The following is a 20,134-nucleotide window of genomic DNA, read 5'->3' as shown; positions in this document are numbered from 1 at the left end:
AGTCGCCAATTAGACATAGCTGGCATTTATTTCGTAAAGACAACCCGCTTATTCAGAGTTGTTAATCGCCCATAATCCCTCGCGTTATTGGTGGGAATCAGGTCCTAACGGTATGGCAAGCAATAGTAGTTTCGAAATTACTGGGCTCAAGATTGGAAGTTCAATTGGCTGTCCATCGTAGGCCCAGGATTTGTAACAAGAGTGATGAAATACCCCATTTGGTACGCAATCTGTATTCCCCAGCCACATCCGCGCACGGTAGTCAATCACCCGCCCATCCTCCAATTCAAGCCAAAGGTGAGTTGGTGTGCAGCGATGGCCATCTTCTGATTTTATCCTTCCAATCATGCAAGTGTGCTCAATGCCGGCATGAGTAAGCGCTGTATGAGCCAGTCGTGCAAACCCGTCACATTCGACCGGGGCATCGATGTATGGCGCCAGCAGCTGATGTAGTTCAGTGTCGAGCATATGTCCGCCCTCAAGCTTGATCAGGGACCACACCGCTCAGGTGCAAGTCGTAAACACGGCGAGTAGCGGGTTTCCAGCAATCCGGGGCGAAAGTAAACACAGTGGCCAGATAGAGGTAGGGATCGGCACCGGGGCGCACACGCAGCTCACTCGCTACTTTCGCCCATTCCTGATTCCCGTATTGGGCATTGACGATGGGCTCAACAACAGACGCGAAGCGGTCTGCATCCTCAGCGTCGATAACTTTTAGCATTATGTTCCGGTTAGCCTCGACACGCGCCTTTGGGTACTCAGTGTTGAAGTAGCGTTTAGCAAACTTGAAGCACTTCACAGCCGGCAATACTGCGAGCGGGATGCTAAGCCACAACGGCATGAAGGTGTACAGGACAACTCCCACCGCTGCCGCACCGGCGCTGGCCATCAGGGCCGAAAAGATTATCGAGTTCGTTGCATGCACTGCGTTGCTGGCCAATGCTGGGCCTGCGCTCTCTGATCGAATGCTGAGGGAGAAAGCCAGGGGGGCAAAGGTGGGAACTCTCGACTGAGTTGCGTCCATTTGAATGTCCTATCAAAAGGCTAAATACCGGGGTTGTGATATGAGGATAACCGTCCTCCGCGCTCACTACACACCCCACCTCAGATTATTGGGTGTGGCCATTTTGCATGCTTCCCCCGATGACACCGTATCCCAGCCATTAGCCTGAACGCATCAAAACAGGCGAGCACAAAATGAACGACACCAATCTCCCAGCGTGGACAGCTAAGTACGCTAATGGCGAGCGTATGAGTAATGCTCAGGCCTATGCCGAGTACGCCTCGTATTTTTGTGTTGACGGTACAGCAGATAGCGAACCGGGCATTGAGGAACGATTGGCGCCGGCATCGCCGCTACTGCGTCCCTACGCGAGCAGAACTGGGACGAAGACTACGTTGGCCAACATGCGCAAGATGGGTTGGTCAATATTGGTTTCTGCTGCTGGCGTTCTCAGAACTGAGCACTTTGAGCGATGGGCCTTAGACAATGGCGCATGGTCAGCGTATCAACAAGGCAAAAGCTTCGATGAGGATGCTTTCTCGCGAGCGATCGACAAGGTTGGTGAAGGCGCTGACTGGGTTGTCTTGCCAGACATTGTGGCTGGGGGCATGGCCAGCCTAGACCTCTCGCTAAAATGGCTCCACAGGCTGCGTGGGATGCCAGAACAGCAGCTAATTGCAGTTCAGGACGGTATGTGTGTCGATGACGTGCGTGATTATCTTGGCCCAATGGTGGGTTTGTTCATAGGAGGCTCCACTCCGTGGAAGCTGGCAACGCTTGATGCGTGGTCCGCGCTGGCAAGGCGCAAAGGCTGCTATTTGCATGTTGGCAGAGTTAATAGCCTCAAGCGAATCAACGCCTGTGCGCAGGTGGGAGCGAACTCCTTCGACGGCACGTCGATTATTGCCTTCCCGGACAGCATCAACATGCTGACCCGTGGGGTAATCTCCAGTCAGCAGCAGCAGAGCCTTTTCAATCCTCGAACTAAGGAATTGAGCGAGGTCGATTACGACTGTGGCTGGCAGATGTAGCGCAAACAGCAAGCCTGCGAGGCGCGATACACTTGCTATCATTCTAGGGATGGTCAGCGCTGCACCTGATCGACTACTGGTAGCAAAATTTGCTGACGGATAATGAAATGTGTAGCCATTACGAAGCCCCTACCCCCGCGCAAGTCGCCGCTGAATTTGGCGTTAAACCTTACGATCAAGGAAAACTCGACCTTTGGCCTACCTATTTTGGTCCGTTCATCCGCAGGCCGGAAAACGCGGAAGCCCAGGATGAACCCGGTCCAACGCTGGAGTGCATGACAGGTTCTTTCGGACTTATCCCAGGCTGGGCCAAAGACACGAAAATTGCCCGCAGAACTTTTAACTGTCGATCAGAAACCGCTGCTGAAAAGCCATCATTCCGTAATGCCTGGAAACGGTGTCAGCGTTGCATTCTGCCAGCCTCTGCATTCTACGAACCAGACTGGCGAACTGGCAAAGCAGTACCTACACGCATCTTCCGGGCCGATGGCCAGACGATGGGGATAGCGGCCCTATGGGATTGGTGGCGCAGTCCTGCTGGTGAAATTATTCACAGCTACTCGATCCTAACAATCAACGCGGGCAACCACGAATTAATGCGCAATTTTCACAAGCCAAACGACGAAAAGCGCATGGTAGTGGTGCTTCCTAAACGGCTGTACACCGACTGGCTGGATGCTCCTGCCAGCGAGGCTATGGATTTCATGCGCCAGTTCCCTGCTGATCGACTGGCGACCAGCTAGACCCGTTCTGGCATGCAAATGAAACCAAGACACCTCTCGACTATTTCGATGGCCATACATCACGTCGAACTGCAAGTTCAGCCACTCACGGAGAAACCTGGGCATCTTTCCAACGGATTGAACTGGCTAGAAACCCTCATGAGACACTACCGTTACGGGCGCACCAAATAGGACGTTGGTAGCTCCGGTTATCTAGTCGCCCAACTGTGGGCCACGCAGGATCTTAAGTGACAGGCTCAACGAGCCTAGGGCTGGTCTCTTCCCGTACATCGGGGTGTTGATGTGTATACCTGGAGCACGGTCTGAAATCCTGTTGATCCCAACTGTCATGTCCGCCATGGGCAATTGCGACAGAGTTTATTTACTTCCGACAGACTTCATTTCGTGGCAGCACACCTGAATTCACAGAGTTACAACTTTCGTTCCGTTGCGCTGCATACGTGCCCACCAATGCGAGGCTACCAAATCGCAAAACTGTCGCAACACGTCAAAGAGCCGCTGGAGCGGCAAGCTCTAGAGAATTAAAACCGTCGCAACGAACGTAGATTGCGTGAGGGGGGCTTTCCTAGCCGAGAGACGGCGTGGCCACCAAATCAGTCATCATCGTCGAAGCTGTCGATCACAGACACCCATTCATCTACAACGGGTTTAATGCGCGCCCATTCGGCCTCCCTCTTTGATTCCCTCTCTGATAACGCCTCGAACACTGCCGTGGGCCATGTCATGAATGTTACATCCCGCATTGCATTGTTGAATGCGTATATACCGGCGCAGGTATCACGGTTGCCGCCTCCAGGGTAAAGGGAATGGCGGAAACGGTCCCGAAGCTCGATCACTTCCTTGACCCGCACTTGGGCAATGATCGCCAAAACAATCATCACTCCTTGCGTAAGGGCGCTTACATTTTTGCAGGCACGACGCAGGTAAGCAGGCCGCCGGCTCTCGGACGTGGCTATCAGCTCCTGGATGACATCTGCATGATATTTTTCAAAATCGTTGTTGCCCTGAATCGAGTTGGACTCGTAGCTCTCGCGCACGGCTTCCAGGTCGAATGACTTCTTAAGCCAAGCGGCCAAGGACAATGCGTCTTGCCAGGCAAATTGCTCATACTTATGCATATGCGCGTCGCGCAGATCCGTTTTTTGCCGACCCATAGCCCTAGCCACCTCAGATCCCACTCGATGATTTTGTGGCAACCATTTCACCACAATTGCGCAGTGCATTCTCAACAAGTGCCGGTATAACGCCGGAACATAAAACTGACGCAGATGGGCCGGACAGCTTTTATTCTTTTGCGACAGTTTTAATTCTCCAAAAGCACACCCTCACCCTTGGCGAAGCGGTCAGAACGAATCTAAAAGATACCATCATAAGGCATTTTCCCTATTTATAATGGCATCCCTCCCGTAAGAATCGCGTCGTCCTTACTGACGCAAAAACAGACCTGAGCCAACCCAAACAAACTACAAAACTTGCATAGCCTGAACGACACTTTCAGAACCTGCAAAATCGATACTCCAGTGTTGACTTTGACATGACTGCAATTTTGGCCTGTACCGGCCTACCCCACTCAGAAGAATGCGTAGCTGTTATACCCCCACTGCAAATCTGACACACCTCAACTAGATGCAGATACCAACACCCAAACCAATAAACAAGCTTCTAGGCCGCATACCTAAAGCCAAACAAGTGATAACCAGGAAGAGAAAAAAGAGGCAAAAAAAAGAAAAAAACAACGGAAAAAATCCTAAGTGGCGAAGCGTCACAGGTAGAAATGAAGAAGAAAAAAACAGTGAAAAAAACAGCCACTGCGAAAAATCGACATTGCCCCAAAAGTAGCCAAAAAGCAGTTAATCACGGTCACTGTGCCCGAACCGATTAGGCTCGGGAGAAACACCGAGAAAGGCTTAAGTTTTACACGGTTTTTCAGGAAAAATGGGGTAGGGCTTAAAGGAGGCGAAAATCTTATGATGGTATCTATTATTTCAAAACGAAGCGATTACGTGCCGCCTACTGCTTTGAAAGATTAAAAACTGTCGCAGCGTAATAAAAACTGTCGCGCAGAATCCGCGATGGCGTTTTCAAACATGGCACCGCCGAAACGGTTTTACGCCCAGGACTCGACTGCGCCGGCCACTTTGGAGAGCCCACAACAACTATAGTTAATGGTGGTCTGGACGTTCAGCGGGTTAGCATAAGCGGGGATCAATTCATAAATTGGGGTACACGTTCAATGGAAGACAATGAATGGCGACTCGCAGTTCAACGTTCGGCGTTACCAAGCGCACTACATTTCTTGGTTTGTCCCCACTCGCCAGACAGCGGGGTTCTGCTCAATAGGTACGGTGAACCAGTGCTGACTGACTACAGAGAGGTTGACTGGAAGGGGTTGGCTACTGCTGCTCGCGCAGCAATCGAACAGACTGTGCCTAAGAGCATTGGCCTTTTCATCGCCGATGATGCAGTTGATGTGATGGATGTTATGCATGTTTCGACTGAGACAGGCGGGCCGTTTAATAATGAGCCGACTTTTGAAAGTCGTGTCAGATCAACCCTGTCGCAATTGTCCATGAAGGACATGAGAGCCGGGATTACCAGGATTTCAGACAGTGCTCCAGGTATTCACATCAACACCCCGATGGACGGGAAGAGACCGCCCCTCGGATCGTTGATTCTCTCACTCAAGTTCATACGTGGCACCCAGATGATTGACTACCTAACCAGCGCAACCATCGGCCTATTTGGGGCGCCCACACTGGTAGCGACTGTTGAGGGTTTAAAACACGTTCAAACCGTTGGGAAGATGCCGAGGTTTCTCCGTGAGTGGCTGAACTCACAGTTCGGCGTGGTGTATGGCACCGACTGCACAGTATTAGCTATCGAGCGCACGTTTTCTGTTTGAGCATGGCCATCGAAATAGTCATGAGGTGCCTTGGCTTCCCTTTCACGCCGTTACTCCGACAGTTTTTATCCTCCATGGCTACCCACATGTGCCCCGGCAAACTTCTGGGGCAGAGACTTGTGACAACCTTCATTCTTAGGAATCACCTCCAGGCGGAGGGGTGCGCTGCCGACAAAACCCTGCGACCTCTTTGCGCCATCTGAGAAGGCTGGGGTCGGATCATCGGTAGGTGTCGGCTTCCGAACGAATGTGATGAGAATCTGCACAGGGTTGGCTCGCATCGCAAATGCCTAATGTGTGAGGCTTCTTGGCGCTATCGGGCAACTCCGATTATCCAGAGCATAGACAGCGAGCACGATATGAAAATGAGCAAACAGCAAGTGCGTATGGAAATGAGACTTTCGGCCAAAGCTGCGTTCGGCGCCGTGAAGCAGTATTTCAGTGGCACGGGAGCAAAGGGTCGCACAGCCACATTCTTGAAAAAAGTTGGTGCCTCCTTTGTCTATCTAATTTCTGGATTCATCGCAATAACTTCATGGGCAATCGTTGGCGCGTTACTCATTGGCCCTGGGCACGAGGATGTTCTACGCAGTTTTCACGCTTGGATGATCGAGACGCCTGTTGACCAAGTTGTCGCAAGAGGTAATGCGTTAGTGAGCGAACATGCGGCACAGTACCTTGCGTCGGCGCTGCTGATCGCGGTCATGTGGAGACTGGGTGATGTGACACAATCGGCAATAGCAGAGGCGAAGCTACGCTACCGGGCAATAGTAGCTGAGCAAAGTGGAGATACCCCCCAGGTGACTACAAACAATTAAATCCGTTTCTGTCCCGCTCTTGGCACTAGTTCAGGCTTTGCAGGGCTGGCAGCTTGCGCTGCCAGCTACGGACGGACACGTTCGGACACGTTCGGAGACAGGCGAGACAGTTTTTATTGTTTTCCCGAAGCTGAAAACCAGTCCGCTGGTAGGCCGAGACAGACTTTAAGATCCAAATTAACTGGCTACAACGCCTAAGGGACGTGCGGCTGTGAGACAGACATTAATCTCTACTATCACTACGCCTGTGGTTTTAGAGAATTAAAACTGTCGCAGCCGACGAAAGCCTGTCGCGACTGGATACTCTGATCGTGCCATTCAGATGAGCATCGCCCCGATCTGCGCAGTAAAACCGCTTGTCCGCTTGCAGTGTGCGACAGTTTTTCGACTCAACGGCTCTAGGCCGGAGTCGCCAGAGATTCAGCCTGGGCAGTGACAGCTTATATTCTCCAAAACCAGTCCTTGAACTACGAAATAAAGTCTGTCAGGAATTAATGGATTCTGACGCAGGCTTGAGGTATTCCAGTGATGGACACGCGGCTGATCGACCCAACGCTTTGGGCACATTCAAAGCTGATAAGTTTGAGAGGTTTGGCCGCCAAAAACCTAGTGGCGATGGCGGAACTGATATGGACACGGTTTTAACCTAAGAATCAACAACTAGTCCTTCAACCGCCCCGGTCGCTAGACTATTAGTCGTCGGGCTCTGCGTAGGCTTCTGCCAGAAGGGCCTGGGCGTGACCTTCCAGGAAGTCGAAAACCTCTTCTTGGATAAACCCTTTGTATTGCTTCCGCCTACCATTTGATACGACCCCGTTCTGGTCTAAGCACTGCATAATCAGCTTGCTCAAGAGGCTACCGCGCACGTCATAGTTGTCATTAACCACCTTGAGCAACGTGTCGTATCGTTGCAGATACTCGGTTTCTTCCCTCAGTTCGATTTCCAATGCCCGCTTGGCCATTTCCAGCGTGAAGGCCACACATTCAGTCGCATCCCAGTAGCGATAGATGCTTGGGTCTCCGGTGAAGTTAAGCGACATGTTGTCGGCATCGATCCACCGAACGTCCCAGAATTGACGGGCAGGTTTCGAAAAGCTCTGTAGAGCTTCAAGATAGCGTTGCTCCTCTCGCTTCATGGCAACGGAGACTGGCAGTAATAAACCGTTCTCCAGCGCACCGCTGCAACACAATGCCTGATGTATTAAGAAGCGTGACAGTCGGCCATTCCCATCCATGAAGGGGTGCAAGAATACGAACCCGAATGAGGCAATGCCTGCGGCCACCAGCGGGTCAAGCTCCAACGGTGCACGATTTGCGAAGGCCATGAGTTCGAACATTAGTTCCCGGCAAAGGTCTGGTGGCGGGGGGATATAAGTGACCCCTGCCGCTCCGCGAAAGGAGTTGGTAAGATGGTTTTGTTCATGCCGGAAGGCCACCGCCCATTCAAGCGGTTGGGAAATTGCATTGTTTTGCAGAGAGACCAAGTAGTCTTCGGTAAGCGGCTGGCGGTCATGCGCCTGGCGCAACAACTGAACGAAACGCTCTGACTTCTGCTGGCTTGGTGCTTCCTTTTCAATCGCAAATGAGGAATCTGTCTCGCTCAGATAAGCCCAGTTGATAGCGCGATCCATCATTTCCTTAGGCAAGGAAGCAATGAACTCTTTCGAGCGCCCTAGAATGTCGTATTCAAGCAGGGCTTGGACCTCAGGCGTGCGCTCTACCGTCGCGCAATATTGGAGTGTCCCAAGCCCATTGAAGTCCACGCGCCAGCGGTTGTTTCGCACCGATGGACCAGTGATGTACCGCTCTGGATCAAAAAGGAGGACGCCGGGGCCCCGAGGCTTGTCGGCGTAGTCCAGTAAAGCGCCCGTGTAGAATTCCCAGAGGAAGCAGACTTTGCGCAGATAGCCACTGCTGGGAGAATGGGTTATGGCCTCGACAAGGAGTTGACCGTCAATGCGAGGCAGAGCCTGCGCCAAAATAGAGAGATTGACGCCTTCATGTTTGAGCGCAAAGATGATGTGGGCGAGAAAATCCCCAGCTTCCGGGGCAACCGTTTGCGGGACTGCAAGCGCGCCGTTGATCCGCTCAATGCGGGTTACAGGTTGAACGAGTGCGGGCTTCTTTACCTCGATAGCCTTCAGCCCCATCGCATCGATTAAATGGGCGTAACCCACCAGATTTCCCATTTTTCCCCCTGTAATTGGCTAGATTTTTATAACCGAGCCAAGATTATCTTAAAATACGCGCTAAACGCCCAGAAAATATTAACCGAAATGGCCGCGTAACCACTAATTTTGAGGTCTCTGATTTTCGGCGAGCGGGGCATCTGTCTAGTGGTCATCGTGTATTGTTCTGTTGGGCGTATTTCGGCCCCGGACTCACAACGGGGGAGCCCGAAGGTAGGCTCATCCGCGAAACGAGAGCTGGGGACGTGTTTTTATGGGCGGATTGAAGGACGCTAGGCAAGTCAAGGTGACATATGCGTCGTTGACGCAAGCCAGGAAAGCTACCCCACTGAGCTTCGGTAAACTGATAGTAGACAGTCCCGACTCACCAGCGATCACACACGAAGCGTTGTCGTAGTGACATTTTTATGTATGTTCAAAGGAAAATTATGAAGGCTTTAGGAAGAAACGAGCAATGCTGGTGCGAATCAGGAAAAAAATATAAAAATTGCCACCTAAATATTCAGAGCCTACCCTCGGTAAAGCCATACGTGGTAACTCAAGCACTTAGCTCACTCAATAGAACCAAGACATGCAGCGTCCCAGATTCTCTGCTCCACGAATGCTCTAGCAAGATTATCAAAGCGCACACCGTTTCCAAAAGCTCGTCATTGAAATTAATATCTCACGAAGGGCATGTCCTAAAATTATCTGTATGCTCAAAAAACGGTGCGCCACCAAAACTTCAAGCTGAGGAAGTTGGCATAAATAACGCTTCGACTTTTACTGGATTTTGCTCAACTCACGACAAAGAATTGTTTTCGCCTATTGAAAACGAACCCTTTAGACCTATTCCACTGCACTGCTTTCTTGTTACATATCGTGGAGTCTCAAAAGAGATAGCTGTCAAAAAAGATGTTTTGCCAATTTTTGAAATAATGAAAACTCTAGATAAGGGCAAAGACTTATTCCAACAAATAGAAATCCAAGCAGCTGCAAAGATGCTCATTGATGTAAACAACTTATCAGCCAACGATCTAAATTACATTAAAGTAAAGCTCGATAAAATGTTGCTATCTGAAAGTTACACTGAATTATGCTACGCAGTCTTCACACTTGAATCACCGCCACCAATAATGGGAAGCGCCATAGCTGGACCAAAGTTCGACTTCAACGGCAAAAAAGCTCAACACATATCAAGCATTGCTACAGACATGCCAGATTATATTTCCATCAATTCATTTGCTAGTGATGGCAAAGGGTATGTAGTTTTATCATGGCTGCCAGAGCACTCTGACACTTGCAAAAAACTAATCGACCAGTTTTTGAGTATGAAGCTAACAGCTGACACGCTAGGTGCATTTATGATCATCCTGATTGAGAATTTTTACATGTCGCCATTATGGTGGCAATCACTCGATAATGAAACTCAAAAACTTATAACAAAACTGTACTCTCAGGGTGTAGATTCACCCGCCGATTTTGGCTCCATCATACTTTCTCGCTCACTACACTTCCCATCAATTTCAAACATTACAATGTCTTACTTGTTGTGACATTCAATTGGCGGCCTCACTCTAATGCGGCGCAGGTGATCCACCTGACGCCGGGTTGAGGAATACTCATAGGACACAACACAGACGAAGTAAGAGCTTGCGCCCTCTCAGAGCTTCCCTTTAAGAACCAATTGGTCGCAAACATCAGCGCGGTATTGTCCTCGCGTGTCCAGGGGATACCGGTCGCTAAGATTTCTGCGCGCAAAATTGAATGCACTATTTATTCTTTTTATATTCTGGCTATCTCCCTCGTACAGCACCAGTAACGCCTTGAACCTATTAGCTTGTTCTGCTTTAGACACCAGCAATCCGTCGCTGTCTAGGCTTCCGGTGTAGCAAGCAAGAACTACCGATCCAAGTATGTTGTTTTTGGTAGCAACATACCCACCAAATTCGACTTTTTTTTCCACTTTGGTTGCCAGGCTAAGAGCTTTTTCTTTGTTGCTATCTTTTCTGCACTCGTCCGCCTCTGCTTCTGTGACATTCTTGCCGAGCCTAAAGTCAACAAACCCACCAATTTTATCTACCATGTAGTAGCACTTATTTTTATTGCCATACTCATAGTCAAACTTAGGTGGATCACGCCAAATTAATTTTTTCTCCTTATCCAATCTCTCAACTTGATCAACTGCCTTTTCGTCCCAGCACACTCCTGAGCCATCCGGCCCACCTGCTTCACTTCTCAACCTGCCTTGTTCGTCTTTCGTCCACACGCAGTCAATATCGAAACTGCTCAGATGTGTGATTGTGTAGGGTTTATTGAGATAGAGTATTTCATTGTTAGCGTTCTCAGAAAATGCAAACGCCGGTGTGATTATCAAAAAGGATAAAGCCGCCAAATAACTTTTCATCGAATTAGTCCGTGAGTTTAACTAATAATTTTATCAGCTCCAATCGGTGGGTGCCGCACCGTTACCAGTGAGGCAGATGGCAGATGGCAGATGGCAGATGGCAGCTATAATAATCATTGCGTGACCCCACAGCCAAAAACGAGCACAAGATTCAGGATCAGACGCCGGCCATTTCACTAACTTCGACTGCTCGCCAAATGGCCGCTCAATAATCGCCTCCCCTTCCACCTGCCGTAAATGGCTTCAACCTGACAGGCGAATCCATAACGTACGATTTCATCCGTTATCTCTATACGCCCCTAAGTGACTCATTTGCTTCAACAGCCTGCTGTACGTGCTCTTCCTGTTTACCCCAATTAAAGGTGGGTTCACCCTGATACACGGCACGTCCCCCTAGCAATATCTGGTACTGCCTTACCGTTGCCGTTTTGCTTACCTTGGTAATTTCTACCAGCTACCACCGAGCACATACCTACCGCGAATTGGCCGAGCGTGTGCGTGAGGTAGCACGAAAGTAGTGAAGAATTGGCGCTCCAGGCCGGGGGGTGCAGTAAGTGCAACACATGCGGTGGCGCCGCCACCCTCTACCGACATACAGTGGCTACATATTCATCGCACAAGGACGTGAACCTTCCCCAAGGTGTTAGCCCTCCCCCCCAGGAGGGCTTTTTTTTGCCAGAAATTCAACTGTCCTGAGCGAGAATGCCCAGCACCATCGTTATCCTTTTGGGTCTAGTCACCGAATCATGGATCATTCAATGCCGGGTATGCCGATACCTCCCCTCAAGCGCACTGGTACTCATCCTGAGCGCTGGAACTCACGACAACACCTTGCCCATTGGCTGAGTGCATTTCGCACCTACTTCCCGAGGAAGGCTTTCATTGCTGAACGGGTTGCAGCAAGACTGGCTGGTTGCGATTCGCATAAACAACTGAAAGAGCTGTTGCCGGCAAATCCTGTGCATGATGAGTGCATGGAGCGTACCGACATGCACTACGCAAAGCGCAGAATGGTGCAGTTCAAGGAGGACCGATTAATTTTGATTCTGGAGTTCGGGATTCTCCCAGATGCAGCTAACCAGTTTCTGACTTCTTGTCCTGTGGGATGTGGCCAGTTCGTAGTCGATGAAAAAAAGCTCTACTACTACGATGACCGTCTCAGCTACTACCCAGACGATCAGACACCGAGCCCCCATGTGGGAGGTGTGATAGACCAGCAGTACCAAGAAGCACTCAACCAACTCGTTTCCAATGTGGATACGTCAAATAGGCTCGGAATGTACCTTCATCCCTCGATGCTGGTGCATTTGTTCCACTTCCTGAAATGGGAAGTGACCTTTGATACAGACGGGCGCGACTCACTGGGACCATCCGTACCGGCCACTCGCGTTGGTTGGGTTGTTGATAGTGAGCTTGGAAAAATAGAGGTTTTCACGCAGCGCTTCACAGCTCCACCTAACTGGGCACGGGACGAAGTTTTCTGGCAGGTGCTTCGGGCCATCAAGAGCACCCGCGACCTTGCTTCCAAGCCCGTTGTAATCTTGAACAATCAACCGATGCAGTTGTTTCGAGGTGGCCACACTTTCACCTCAGTAGGGTGGCTTGTCATAGAGTCGAAGGTGATGCCCATGCTAGTCAATCATCAAGGCCACCCTCTCAGCTCCCTTTTGGTCGAGCTTGTGACGTTCGACCCTACGACCACTGCAATGCTTGCTGATGAAGGTAACGTTGCGCTCTCGGTTTTCTGGTCCCTGCTACGCGCCAGTGACAAATCAATACCTCAAGCGCCAACATTTCATGTGCTACCAGATGGCTGGATGATCCCTGCTACACAATGAACCAACCTATCGGACAAATAAAAAAGGCGCCTTGTAAGGCGCCTTTTTTTCCAATCGCTGATTACGTATACCTACTGCTGAATGAGTTGGAGCTTTCCGTCAGTCTCAGGCAACTCGCTGATGCTTGTTCCGGGATTCCCGTGCCTGCATTGCATCAACCGACAATATCGACTCAGGGATCAACAACAAGCGCTTCAAACCGATTGGTTCGCCGGTATCCGCGCACCATCCGTAGCTGTCATCCGCGATTGCTCCCAGGGCATTACTGATTTGCTTCAACATCAGGTTGTCCATGTCGATCAACCGTAGCGCCTTTGCTCGATCTTCCTCTGTACTGGCGGCGTCAGACGCGTCTGAGTAACGCTCGATCATGCAGAGCGACTGGTTAGCCGAGATGCGTTCACGCACGCTTCTGGCATTGCCCTGCAACAGCAGTTTGAAGTATTCCAGCTGGCCAGCGTTCATGTAGTCGTCGGCGCTCTGGGCCAGCAATTGTTCCTCGGTCATCTTGATGCCTCGTAGTTGCGGTGAACCCTCATGAAGGGTGATCGACAACTCAGGATAACGAGCTCGCTGGTGAAATCCCTCTCAACTCAGTGCAGATGCACCAACCACGCAGCAATCGACACGGAGGCGCTAAGGAAGCAGGCTGTCGGGTGCTACATGAACAGAGCGATCTGACAAACAAAAGGCGCCTTTTAAGGCGCCTTTTTTTTCTGATCGCTGATCATGTATGCCTACTGCTGATTAAACTGGACCTTGCCGTCAGAGTTAGACAAACCGTTGATGCTTATTACGGAATTCCCGACCCTAATAGGGATTCTGGGGCCAACAATAAGCGTTTCAAACCGATTGGCTGGCCGGTTTCAGCACACCAGCCGTAGCTGTCGTCTGCGATTGCACCCAGGGCATAACTAATTTGCTTCAACTTCTGGTTGTCCATGTCGATCAACCGTTGCACCTTGGCTCGATCTTGCACTGTGCTCGGGGTGTCGTGCTCCATCACGCCGTTCGACTGGTTGGCTGAGAGCCGTTCGCGCACGGTTGTGGCATTTCCCAGCAACAACTGTTTGAAGTATTCCAACTGGTCAGCGTTCATGTAGTCGTCGGCGGTCTGGGCCAGCAATTGTTCCTCTGTCATCTTGAAGTCTCGTAGTTGCGGTGGACCCTCATGAAGGGTGATCGACAACTCAGGATAACGACATAGCGGGTGAAATCCCTCTCAACTCAGTGCAGATGCACCAACCACGGAGCAGCGGCTATATTCCTTTGCTTGGCACTATCCAGATAACCAGCTTCCCCCGCCCACCGTAAAGAACACTACGACCCGAATTTTATTTGTCCCTCATTGCGGATTTTGGGAATTGGGCCGTTATCGTCTAGCTATCGAAACGGAGGTTCTATGGAAGCAGGCTTTGTGGTGGCGCCGGTTACGGCTGGGTTCGTTTACGGGGGATTGGCACCAGCCATCTTGGAAGACCTTGGCCACAGCTACCAGGCAGAGGCTGGAATTCAAGCCCGACACTGGGCAATGTGGGTATTTCCCAACGGCAGTAGCGTCCCCGTTCCGACCCAGATCGACTCAGCCCAGGTTCCGGCAGTCCGTGCTTGCCTTCTGTTAAAGCGTACCTTGCAGAAAGTGGCACGACTTGAAATGCGCAGAATGAGCGAGGCTGATAGATTCAATATCAACACTGCACTCAGCCAGTTGGATGAAATCAACACCATTGGCTTTGCATAGGAGGTTCCCAGTGCTCAAAGCCCTGACGCGTGACACTAGCAATAAACGCTTCATAGCCTACGTAACCCTTTTCTACATCATTGCCGTGACCGCAGGCGCATGGGTGCCAGTAACGAGCCCAGCCTTTGAATACGCTAAGTACATCAAGCTGCTTTTGGTCCCCCTTGCCCAAACCATTTTGATGCAAGGGGCACGCTACCGATGGCCAGACCATTATTTTCTGATCGGCATCGTGGCATGTGCTTTCTTCGCCGGCTTGATCCTTTCAACTTTCAGTTTCGGAATCTCTTAACACAAGACTTCCGAGACAAAACAGGTCATGCCTTACAGCTGGCCGTATGCGTACCCCAAAAGGAAGAGACTATGAACAAATCTGAGCTGATCGACGCAATCGCAGAGAAAGCTGACATTTCTAAGGCCGCAGCTGGCCGCGCACTTGAAGCAGTTACGGAGTCCATCACCGAAACTCTCAAGGCTGGCGAAACGCTGACTCTCGTTGGCTTCGGTAGTTTTCAGGTCAAAGACCGTGCTGCTCGCACTGGTCGTAACCCTCAGACCGGAAAAGAAATCACAATTTCTGCGGCAAAAAATCCTACCTTTAAAGCAGGTAAGACGCTGAAAGAGGCCTGTAATCCGTAATTGCACGTTCCAGTTTCTGTGGCTAAGAAAGTCCTGCATTAGCAGGACTTTTTTTATGGGCAGAATTTAGGTTTCGCCTAAACGTTTCAAAATTGTTCCCATATGTGCACTGATTTCAGCCCTTTCGGAACCTGCCGCCACAGGGAGCTCATAAGAACCCCGCAACTGATGGCGGGTTTTTTTGCGCCTGCTTCAAACAGGAACCAGTGCGGTTCAGGAAATATTTTTATGCCTGGGCATTAGTTCATAGCTCCTTTTGCCCACTACCCCCAAAATCAGGGGCTTCTGCCCCCCACTTATAAGTAGAGCAAACGGAGTTTCGAATGACCCATATCTACACCCGACAAGCGCAGTCGTTTCTTGTTCCAGATGACGGCCTTTACAAGCGCCCGCCTCCGCATCAGCTGATCCCCTACATGGTGAAAATGAGTGGGGCTATTCGCAGCACATCAATGCAGAACCGGACGGGCGCCATCAAGATGGTGCAGGCAAACATGAAAGAGGCGTGGGCAAGCATTCACCGCGCCATGCGGCCCTACTTCTTTAAGCCGATTGATGGGGTCATCGCCGAATACTTGGGCACCCCTATGCCCATCCCGGACCTGTCCGATAAACAGCACATTCACGTAGCGATGCACTTCTGCATCGACGTTCTTGTTGACCTCGACCGCTTGACCATTTTGGTGCAGTCCGACCCGGACGCAACGGACGGAGCGGAAACTATCTTTGCCTGCTGGAATGCCGTTTATCGAGCTACCGGCAGGGTTGATGGCCTTGAGAAGCGCATCAAGAGCGGGAAACAATTTGGAGGCGTATGACTGCCGCTGAAATCCCTGATCCGCAGGTTTCGAATCGAGAACTAGGAACGCTGGTTAACGTCATCCATCGCACCCCAGCTAGTCCGTGGGCTATCGCTTGTTTTCGCCGTGAGGATGGCACCACCTTTGAAGCTACTGGAGACTTTGGCCAGACTGTTCTGTACGAGGAATTCATTCTTTACGGCAAGCGTGTACCGGACATTGAGGGCGGTGATTTCGAGGTCAGCCAATTCACATCACGCCCGCCGCGTTCTCTAAAAGCCATTTCTGGGTATCTGTCAGCACTGACAGGTGCTAGCAGACCATCAACCGTTCAATTGGTAGAGCATTTCGGCGAGAACACTATCGAGGTGCTTGAGCGTTCACCAGACCTGATCGGTGATTCAGGTATCCCCGAGCGGGACATAGAACGAATCGTCACCGGCTGGAAAACCCTACGATCTGACCGTCTCGCGCTTTCAAAAATCGAGGTTAAAGGGATACCGATCTACAAGCTGTCCAAGCTTGAGCGCTACTACGGCAACGACGCAGACCTCAACCAAATCATCAAGTCTGACCCGTATGCCCTCTATATTTTCTTCGACGACCTGCCCTTCAACAAAGCAGTAGGGTTGGCAAACCAGCTCGGGGTAGGCAACCAGTCAGAAGCCGCCATTCGAGGCGCGGTAATTGCTGCACTACGCCGCGAGGCTTGGCTTGGTCACTCACTGATCGAGGGCAAGCAACTGGGAGTGCTGGTAATGAAGCTGCTCCGCATCAGCGTTGAAGCAGTACGCCCACTCCTGGCTCCAGCAGTGGCTGAGTTGCGCCGGCTGGGCCTGATACACGTAGAGGACCGCCGCGTTCAGCTCAAGCAGCTACACGACGCAGAACACCGGTTATTCAGCCAACTGCCCCGGTGGGTCAACATCGACATGGAAGAATTCCCTGACCTAGTACCCTCTGAGGAAATGGGGCTCAAGATGCTTAAGCCCATGAAGCTCAAACAGGGTCGCTCAAAAGCCTTGCTTACGGGCCTGTCAGCTTTATTGACTGAGCCTTTCGCAATAGTCGAATGCCAGACTTACAGCGACCAATTGTTCGTGGCCAAGGCTCTGACGCTAATTTTGGAGGCTTACAGCTCCCAAGCGGTGATCACCACCTACACACTGGAAATGCTTCGAGAGGCGCAGACAACGTTAGGCACCACGATCCCCTTGATGACATATGCAGAAATGGTGGGACTCGACAGCGATACGGGTATCCCGTTGCAGCGATCTTCAAACCCCATCCAGGCAGAAGTAATTGTCATCCTGGGGGCCGATGCGCTGGGCGTCGAGGAAATGAACTACTTGATCGAAGCGGCACCACTAGATGGTCGCCTTTATCTGCTTGGATGCCCCAAAGACTTACCGAGCCTGTCAATCGGACAGCCGTTTGCTGACCTAATGGAGTGGCGCCAGTTCAAAGCGTTTCATTCCAGATTTTGGGGCATTACCGAAAGCATGCAACACACAGTTCAGGAATCACTCTGGAAGGGTCAAGTCCAGCCTGAACTGGAAGACTTCGACCCCACGCAGCCCCTGTCGTGGCTCGCATGCGATGCGGATGATCTTCACAACGTTCTACCCGGTCTGCTGCGGGAGCTCGCTCATAGCTTGGATATTGACCCGTTAGGTGACATTAGGATCGTGGCTCCAGCTGTTGGCAACGACATTGTGAAGAAGGTCAATGAGGCGATCATCGCCGAGTTCTCCGCTGACTCACTGCCCATTACCTTTCAGGGCCGGCAGTACCATGAAGGTATACCAGTGGTCGTGCGCCAGCCTCTGGAATCTGCTGACTGCCCAGCGTTCTCTGTCTTCTGGCCAACTGAAATCACCCCTACCAAGCTCACGCTCAAAAGCCTTAACGGCTCTGTGGCAAGCGTTGCAGTGGAAGACCGTCTCGACGTTTTTGATGCATTGATAATGACGCCGAAATTTGTGCGAGGCCGGCGCTACGAGTTGGTAATTCTGCTGGCCATCAAAGACCAGCTCGAAACCATTAATCAGGAGCTTTTGAGCAGCTTGCTCAATACCTCGATTCGCTCGCTGATCATTGCGGGCGATATTCAACAGCTGGCGGTTGGGATTACTGAACGCCCCTCCAGCAGAACTCGCTCCAAGCTCCTTGATTGGGTATCCGAACGATGACCATCCGTAACGCTCGTAAAGACATTCAGGAAAAGCAGCGTGAAAAACTCACCCGACAGCGAAAACTGACACTTACGACCGCACTATTCGGCGCCGCAATCCCATTCATGCCGCTGCCGTTGATTGTTGCTATGGGTGTCGCTGCCGCCTACCACTGCCTAGGTATCAACAAAGTCCTGAGCGAGAGCGATAAGCCGATAGTCTGGGACTCACAACTCGAAGAAACCGAGCTGAACGACTGCGACCTAAGGCGAAACACCTACTTCGGCCAGGTAATGCCTTACTCCGAGTGGAAGGCGAACATCAATGCCGTGAACAACGAGAAAGGCACTGTCACGCAGAACGATGTGCGCAAGACACTTAACGATGTGTATTCGCAAATGATGCCGTTCATGCTGACGGACGACCTCATGACAAGGCACGTAGCGTTGCTGGCCGCAACCGGGACCGGGAAAACCGAGCTGTTGCTGGCGATGGCCCAACAACAGATCAGGAAGGGGGCAGGTCTAATTCTGGTTGAAGCTAAATCAGACTCCGACTTCGCAGGCTGCATTTACGCAATGATGGAGGAAGCCAACCGCCTCGATCAGTTCAAGTGCATCAACTTCGAGTTCCCCGAGCAGTCGCATACCTATAACCCTTTGTACTCGGGTGGGGTAAGGGCAACGATCTCCACGCTGATGAAAATCCAGGCTAACTCAAGCGAGGAATTCTGGACCGATACCGCACGATACACCCTGACAGCAGCAACTCTGGTGTTGAAGCTACAACCCGGCTCACCAGCTTTTAACATCAAGGACATGATCGCCCTCCTGATGGATTTCGATCTGTTACGCGAATACACCCAGCGCATCAGACCAGAAGACAGTAAGAATCACAAAGACGGTATGGACTGGCTTTACAGCTACATGCGCAAGTGGTGGAAACCAGAAGACGAGACTTGGAACTACTACCAATACAACACCCTTACGAGTGGTCTGGTTTCGAAACTTTCTGCCTTCGCCCACTCGGAATACGGGTCCATCGTTAACACCTATGCACCTGATGTAGACATCAAACAGGCAATCCTCAACAACGAAGTTGTGGTGCTATCCATGTCGAGTCTTGCCGACAAAGACGGTGTGGAGCTATTCGGCAAGCTGTTCATTTCTGACCTTGCACGGGCCGTTGGCGAAATCCAGCTGGAGAAATCGAAGCCGCTAACCATGTGCCCGGCTATTTTCGATGAATACCCTTCGTTCATGGATGAATCCCATGTCCAACTTTTCCAGCTAGCCCGATCTGCAAACGTGCCGATAATCATCGCCTTCCAGGGTGTTGGCTTCTTGGAAAACATATCTCCTGCTTTCGTGGAAATGGTATTGGGCAACTGCTGGCATCACCTTTACTGCGACATACGCGACACGAAGTCGAGGGAATTTGCAGTCAAGCTTGCGGGCACAGCAATCACCAGAATGGAGTCCACAGCGGAAGGACAAAGCATTGGAGAGAGCCACGCATCTGATGAGTCAGGGCTTGTGGCCAACCAATCGGGCGGGGAAAGCGTATCGATTTCAACGAAGTCACAACGTGAAGACATGATCCAACCGGAAGACTTCGCCACCCTCGACCAAGGTGACGGGATCATGGTCGGTAAGTCGGGGACTTATCGTATCCGCATGCCACTTGTACGAAACACATTCCCGAACGTGCAGTTCAAGGACATGAAGCTCGTCCGTCGCAGGCCTCGCGGGCGCCCCGGCATCTATGCCTGGGATGAATTCACGCGCAGAAACAAAGCTATTTTTAACCGGGGATAACCCTGGTCTTAACCCGCTTGCGCGGATGCACTATCGCGAAGGCTAAACACAGT

Annotated in this window: 19 protein-coding genes and 1 pseudogene; 14 read left to right on the top strand and 6 right to left on the bottom strand. The window is 51.2% G+C overall.

Going from position 1 to position 20,134, the window contains the following annotated elements; translation table 11 throughout:
• Positions 1-478: 478 nt before the first annotated feature.
• Positions 479-721 carry a hypothetical protein gene (locus tag GHO41_RS30085; protein WP_218580253.1) on the bottom strand — a complete coding sequence of 81 codons (243 nt, stop codon included), beginning with the start codon at positions 719-721 and terminating at the stop codon, positions 479-481.
• 476 nt (positions 722-1,197) lie between these two features.
• On the opposite strand from GHO41_RS30085, the gene GHO41_RS11250 reads away from it, so the two are divergent.
• Both GHO41_RS11250 and GHO41_RS11245 read left to right on the top strand, forming a co-directional pair.
• On the top strand, positions 1,198-2,034 hold the full coding sequence (locus GHO41_RS11250) for a hypothetical protein (protein WP_153433599.1): 837 nt from the start codon (positions 1,198-1,200) through the stop codon (positions 2,032-2,034).
• Between the two features lie 107 nt (positions 2,035-2,141).
• Complete coding sequence (locus GHO41_RS11245; protein ID WP_153433598.1) at positions 2,142-2,777, top strand: SOS response-associated peptidase; 636 nt, start codon at positions 2,142-2,144, stop codon at positions 2,775-2,777.
• A gap of 593 nt (positions 2,778-3,370) precedes the next feature.
• Here the strand turns inward: GHO41_RS11245 and GHO41_RS11240 are convergent.
• Positions 3,371-3,931 (bottom strand): hypothetical protein, encoded by a 561-nt coding sequence (locus GHO41_RS11240; protein WP_178126494.1) that lies wholly within the window; start codon positions 3,929-3,931, stop codon positions 3,371-3,373.
• Between the two features lie 35 nt (positions 3,932-3,966).
• Between GHO41_RS11240 and GHO41_RS11235 the strand changes: the two genes are divergently transcribed.
• From GHO41_RS11235 to GHO41_RS11225, 3 genes are all read left to right on the top strand, one after another.
• Positions 3,967-4,170 carry a hypothetical protein gene (locus GHO41_RS11235; RefSeq protein ID WP_153433597.1) on the top strand — a complete coding sequence of 68 codons (204 nt, stop codon included), beginning with the start codon at positions 3,967-3,969 and terminating at the stop codon, positions 4,168-4,170.
• 960 nt (positions 4,171-5,130) lie between these two features.
• Positions 5,131-5,679 carry a hypothetical protein gene (locus GHO41_RS11230; RefSeq protein WP_153433596.1) on the top strand — a complete coding sequence of 183 codons (549 nt, stop codon included), beginning with the start codon at positions 5,131-5,133 and terminating at the stop codon, positions 5,677-5,679.
• Between the two features lie 365 nt (positions 5,680-6,044).
• Positions 6,045-6,497: a hypothetical protein gene (locus tag GHO41_RS11225; RefSeq protein WP_153433595.1), complete on the top strand. Its 453-nt coding sequence runs from the start codon at positions 6,045-6,047 to the stop codon at positions 6,495-6,497.
• A 692-nt stretch (positions 6,498-7,189) separates the two neighbouring features.
• Here GHO41_RS11225 and GHO41_RS11220 read toward each other — a convergent pair.
• A complete protein-coding gene (locus GHO41_RS11220) occupies positions 7,190-8,686 on the bottom strand; it encodes a Fic family protein (RefSeq protein WP_153433594.1) in 1,497 nt (498 codons plus the stop codon).
• 407 nt (positions 8,687-9,093) lie between these two features.
• Between GHO41_RS11220 and GHO41_RS30715 the strand changes: the two are divergent.
• Together GHO41_RS30715 and GHO41_RS11215 are read left to right on the top strand one after the other, a co-directional pair.
• Positions 9,094-9,183 (top strand): annotated as a pseudogene (locus tag GHO41_RS30715) (SEC-C metal-binding domain-containing protein); the annotation flags it as partial.
• Positions 9,184-9,336: 153 nt separating this feature from the next.
• Positions 9,337-10,221: a hypothetical protein gene (locus GHO41_RS11215; RefSeq protein ID WP_256678731.1), complete on the top strand. Its 885-nt coding sequence runs from the start codon at positions 9,337-9,339 to the stop codon at positions 10,219-10,221.
• A gap of 107 nt (positions 10,222-10,328) precedes the next feature.
• Here the strand turns inward: GHO41_RS11215 and GHO41_RS11210 are convergent, their stop codons facing one another.
• Positions 10,329-11,072 carry a hypothetical protein gene (locus tag GHO41_RS11210; RefSeq protein ID WP_153433592.1) on the bottom strand — a complete coding sequence of 248 codons (744 nt, stop codon included), beginning with the start codon at positions 11,070-11,072 and terminating at the stop codon, positions 10,329-10,331.
• A gap of 758 nt (positions 11,073-11,830) precedes the next feature.
• Between GHO41_RS11210 and GHO41_RS11205 the strand changes: the two genes are divergently transcribed.
• The gene (locus tag GHO41_RS11205; RefSeq protein WP_153433591.1) at positions 11,831-12,910 is read left to right on the top strand and encodes a hypothetical protein; all 1,080 of its coding nucleotides are present in this window, start codon (positions 11,831-11,833) and stop codon (positions 12,908-12,910) included.
• A gap of 105 nt (positions 12,911-13,015) precedes the next feature.
• On the opposite strand, the gene GHO41_RS11200 is transcribed toward GHO41_RS11205, so the two are convergent.
• Together GHO41_RS11200 and GHO41_RS11195 are read right to left on the bottom strand one after the other, a co-directional pair.
• Complete coding sequence (locus GHO41_RS11200; protein ID WP_153433590.1) at positions 13,016-13,417, bottom strand: TraR/DksA family transcriptional regulator; 402 nt, start codon at positions 13,415-13,417, stop codon at positions 13,016-13,018.
• 286 nt (positions 13,418-13,703) lie between these two features.
• A complete protein-coding gene (locus tag GHO41_RS11195; RefSeq protein ID WP_153433589.1) occupies positions 13,704-14,051 on the bottom strand; it encodes a TraR/DksA family transcriptional regulator in 348 nt (115 codons plus the stop codon).
• 261 nt (positions 14,052-14,312) lie between these two features.
• Here GHO41_RS11195 and GHO41_RS11190 point away from each other — a divergent pair, with 261 nt between their 5' ends.
• From GHO41_RS11190 to GHO41_RS11165, 6 genes are all read left to right on the top strand, one after another.
• Complete coding sequence (locus GHO41_RS11190; protein WP_153433588.1) at positions 14,313-14,651, top strand: hypothetical protein; 339 nt, start codon at positions 14,313-14,315, stop codon at positions 14,649-14,651.
• 10 nt (positions 14,652-14,661) lie between these two features.
• Positions 14,662-14,943 carry a hypothetical protein gene (locus GHO41_RS11185; RefSeq protein WP_153433587.1) on the top strand — a complete coding sequence of 94 codons (282 nt, stop codon included), beginning with the start codon at positions 14,662-14,664 and terminating at the stop codon, positions 14,941-14,943.
• On the top strand, positions 14,853-15,290 hold the full coding sequence (locus GHO41_RS11180; RefSeq protein WP_305977933.1) for an HU family DNA-binding protein: 438 nt from the start codon (positions 14,853-14,855) through the stop codon (positions 15,288-15,290). The genes GHO41_RS11185 and GHO41_RS11180 overlap by 91 nt, the downstream gene beginning before the upstream one ends.
• A gap of 323 nt (positions 15,291-15,613) precedes the next feature.
• Positions 15,614-16,108 carry a hypothetical protein gene (locus GHO41_RS11175; protein ID WP_153433585.1) on the top strand — a complete coding sequence of 165 codons (495 nt, stop codon included), beginning with the start codon at positions 15,614-15,616 and terminating at the stop codon, positions 16,106-16,108.
• Positions 16,105-18,282, top strand: coding sequence for a helix-hairpin-helix domain-containing protein (locus tag GHO41_RS11170; RefSeq protein WP_153433584.1), 2,178 nt, complete (start codon positions 16,105-16,107; stop codon positions 18,280-18,282). The genes GHO41_RS11175 and GHO41_RS11170 overlap by 4 nt, the downstream gene beginning before the upstream one ends.
• Positions 18,279-20,081 (top strand): type IV secretory system conjugative DNA transfer family protein, encoded by a 1,803-nt coding sequence (locus GHO41_RS11165; RefSeq protein WP_153433583.1) that lies wholly within the window; start codon positions 18,279-18,281, stop codon positions 20,079-20,081. The genes GHO41_RS11170 and GHO41_RS11165 overlap by 4 nt, the downstream gene beginning before the upstream one ends.
• Positions 20,082-20,134 lie beyond the last annotated feature (53 nt).

The sequence above is a fragment of the Pseudomonas sp. FSL R10-0399 genome (assembly GCF_009600165.1).
GTDB lineage: Bacteria > Pseudomonadota > Gammaproteobacteria > Pseudomonadales > Pseudomonadaceae > Aquipseudomonas > Aquipseudomonas helleri.
This window is presented reverse-complemented; position numbering and strand designations above follow the sequence as displayed.

Coding starts and splice junctions, on each gene's coding strand:
- GHO41_RS30085 (WP_218580253.1), bottom strand. CDS start 721: ATGCTAAAAGTTATCGACGCTGAGGATGCAGACCGCTTCGCGTCTGTT.
- GHO41_RS11250 (WP_153433599.1), top strand. CDS start 1,198: ATGAACGACACCAATCTCCCAGCGTGGACAGCTAAGTACGCTAATGGC.
- GHO41_RS11245 (WP_153433598.1), top strand. CDS start 2,142: ATGTGTAGCCATTACGAAGCCCCTACCCCCGCGCAAGTCGCCGCTGAA.
- GHO41_RS11240 (WP_178126494.1), bottom strand. CDS start 3,931: ATGGGTCGGCAAAAAACGGATCTGCGCGACGCGCATATGCATAAGTAT.
- GHO41_RS11225 (WP_153433595.1), top strand. CDS start 6,045: ATGAGCAAACAGCAAGTGCGTATGGAAATGAGACTTTCGGCCAAAGCT.
- GHO41_RS11220 (WP_153433594.1), bottom strand. CDS start 8,686: ATGGGAAATCTGGTGGGTTACGCCCATTTAATCGATGCGATGGGGCTG.
- GHO41_RS11210 (WP_153433592.1), bottom strand. CDS start 11,072: ATGAAAAGTTATTTGGCGGCTTTATCCTTTTTGATAATCACACCGGCG.
- GHO41_RS11205 (WP_153433591.1), top strand. CDS start 11,831: ATGCCGGGTATGCCGATACCTCCCCTCAAGCGCACTGGTACTCATCCT.
- GHO41_RS11200 (WP_153433590.1), bottom strand. CDS start 13,417: ATGACCGAGGAACAATTGCTGGCCCAGAGCGCCGACGACTACATGAAC.
- GHO41_RS11195 (WP_153433589.1), bottom strand. CDS start 14,051: ATGACAGAGGAACAATTGCTGGCCCAGACCGCCGACGACTACATGAAC.
- GHO41_RS11190 (WP_153433588.1), top strand. CDS start 14,313: ATGGAAGCAGGCTTTGTGGTGGCGCCGGTTACGGCTGGGTTCGTTTAC.
- GHO41_RS11180 (WP_305977933.1), top strand. CDS start 14,853: ATGGCCAGACCATTATTTTCTGATCGGCATCGTGGCATGTGCTTTCTT.
- GHO41_RS11175 (WP_153433585.1), top strand. CDS start 15,614: ATGACCCATATCTACACCCGACAAGCGCAGTCGTTTCTTGTTCCAGAT.
- GHO41_RS11170 (WP_153433584.1), top strand. CDS start 16,105: ATGACTGCCGCTGAAATCCCTGATCCGCAGGTTTCGAATCGAGAACTA.
- GHO41_RS11165 (WP_153433583.1), top strand. CDS start 18,279: ATGACCATCCGTAACGCTCGTAAAGACATTCAGGAAAAGCAGCGTGAA.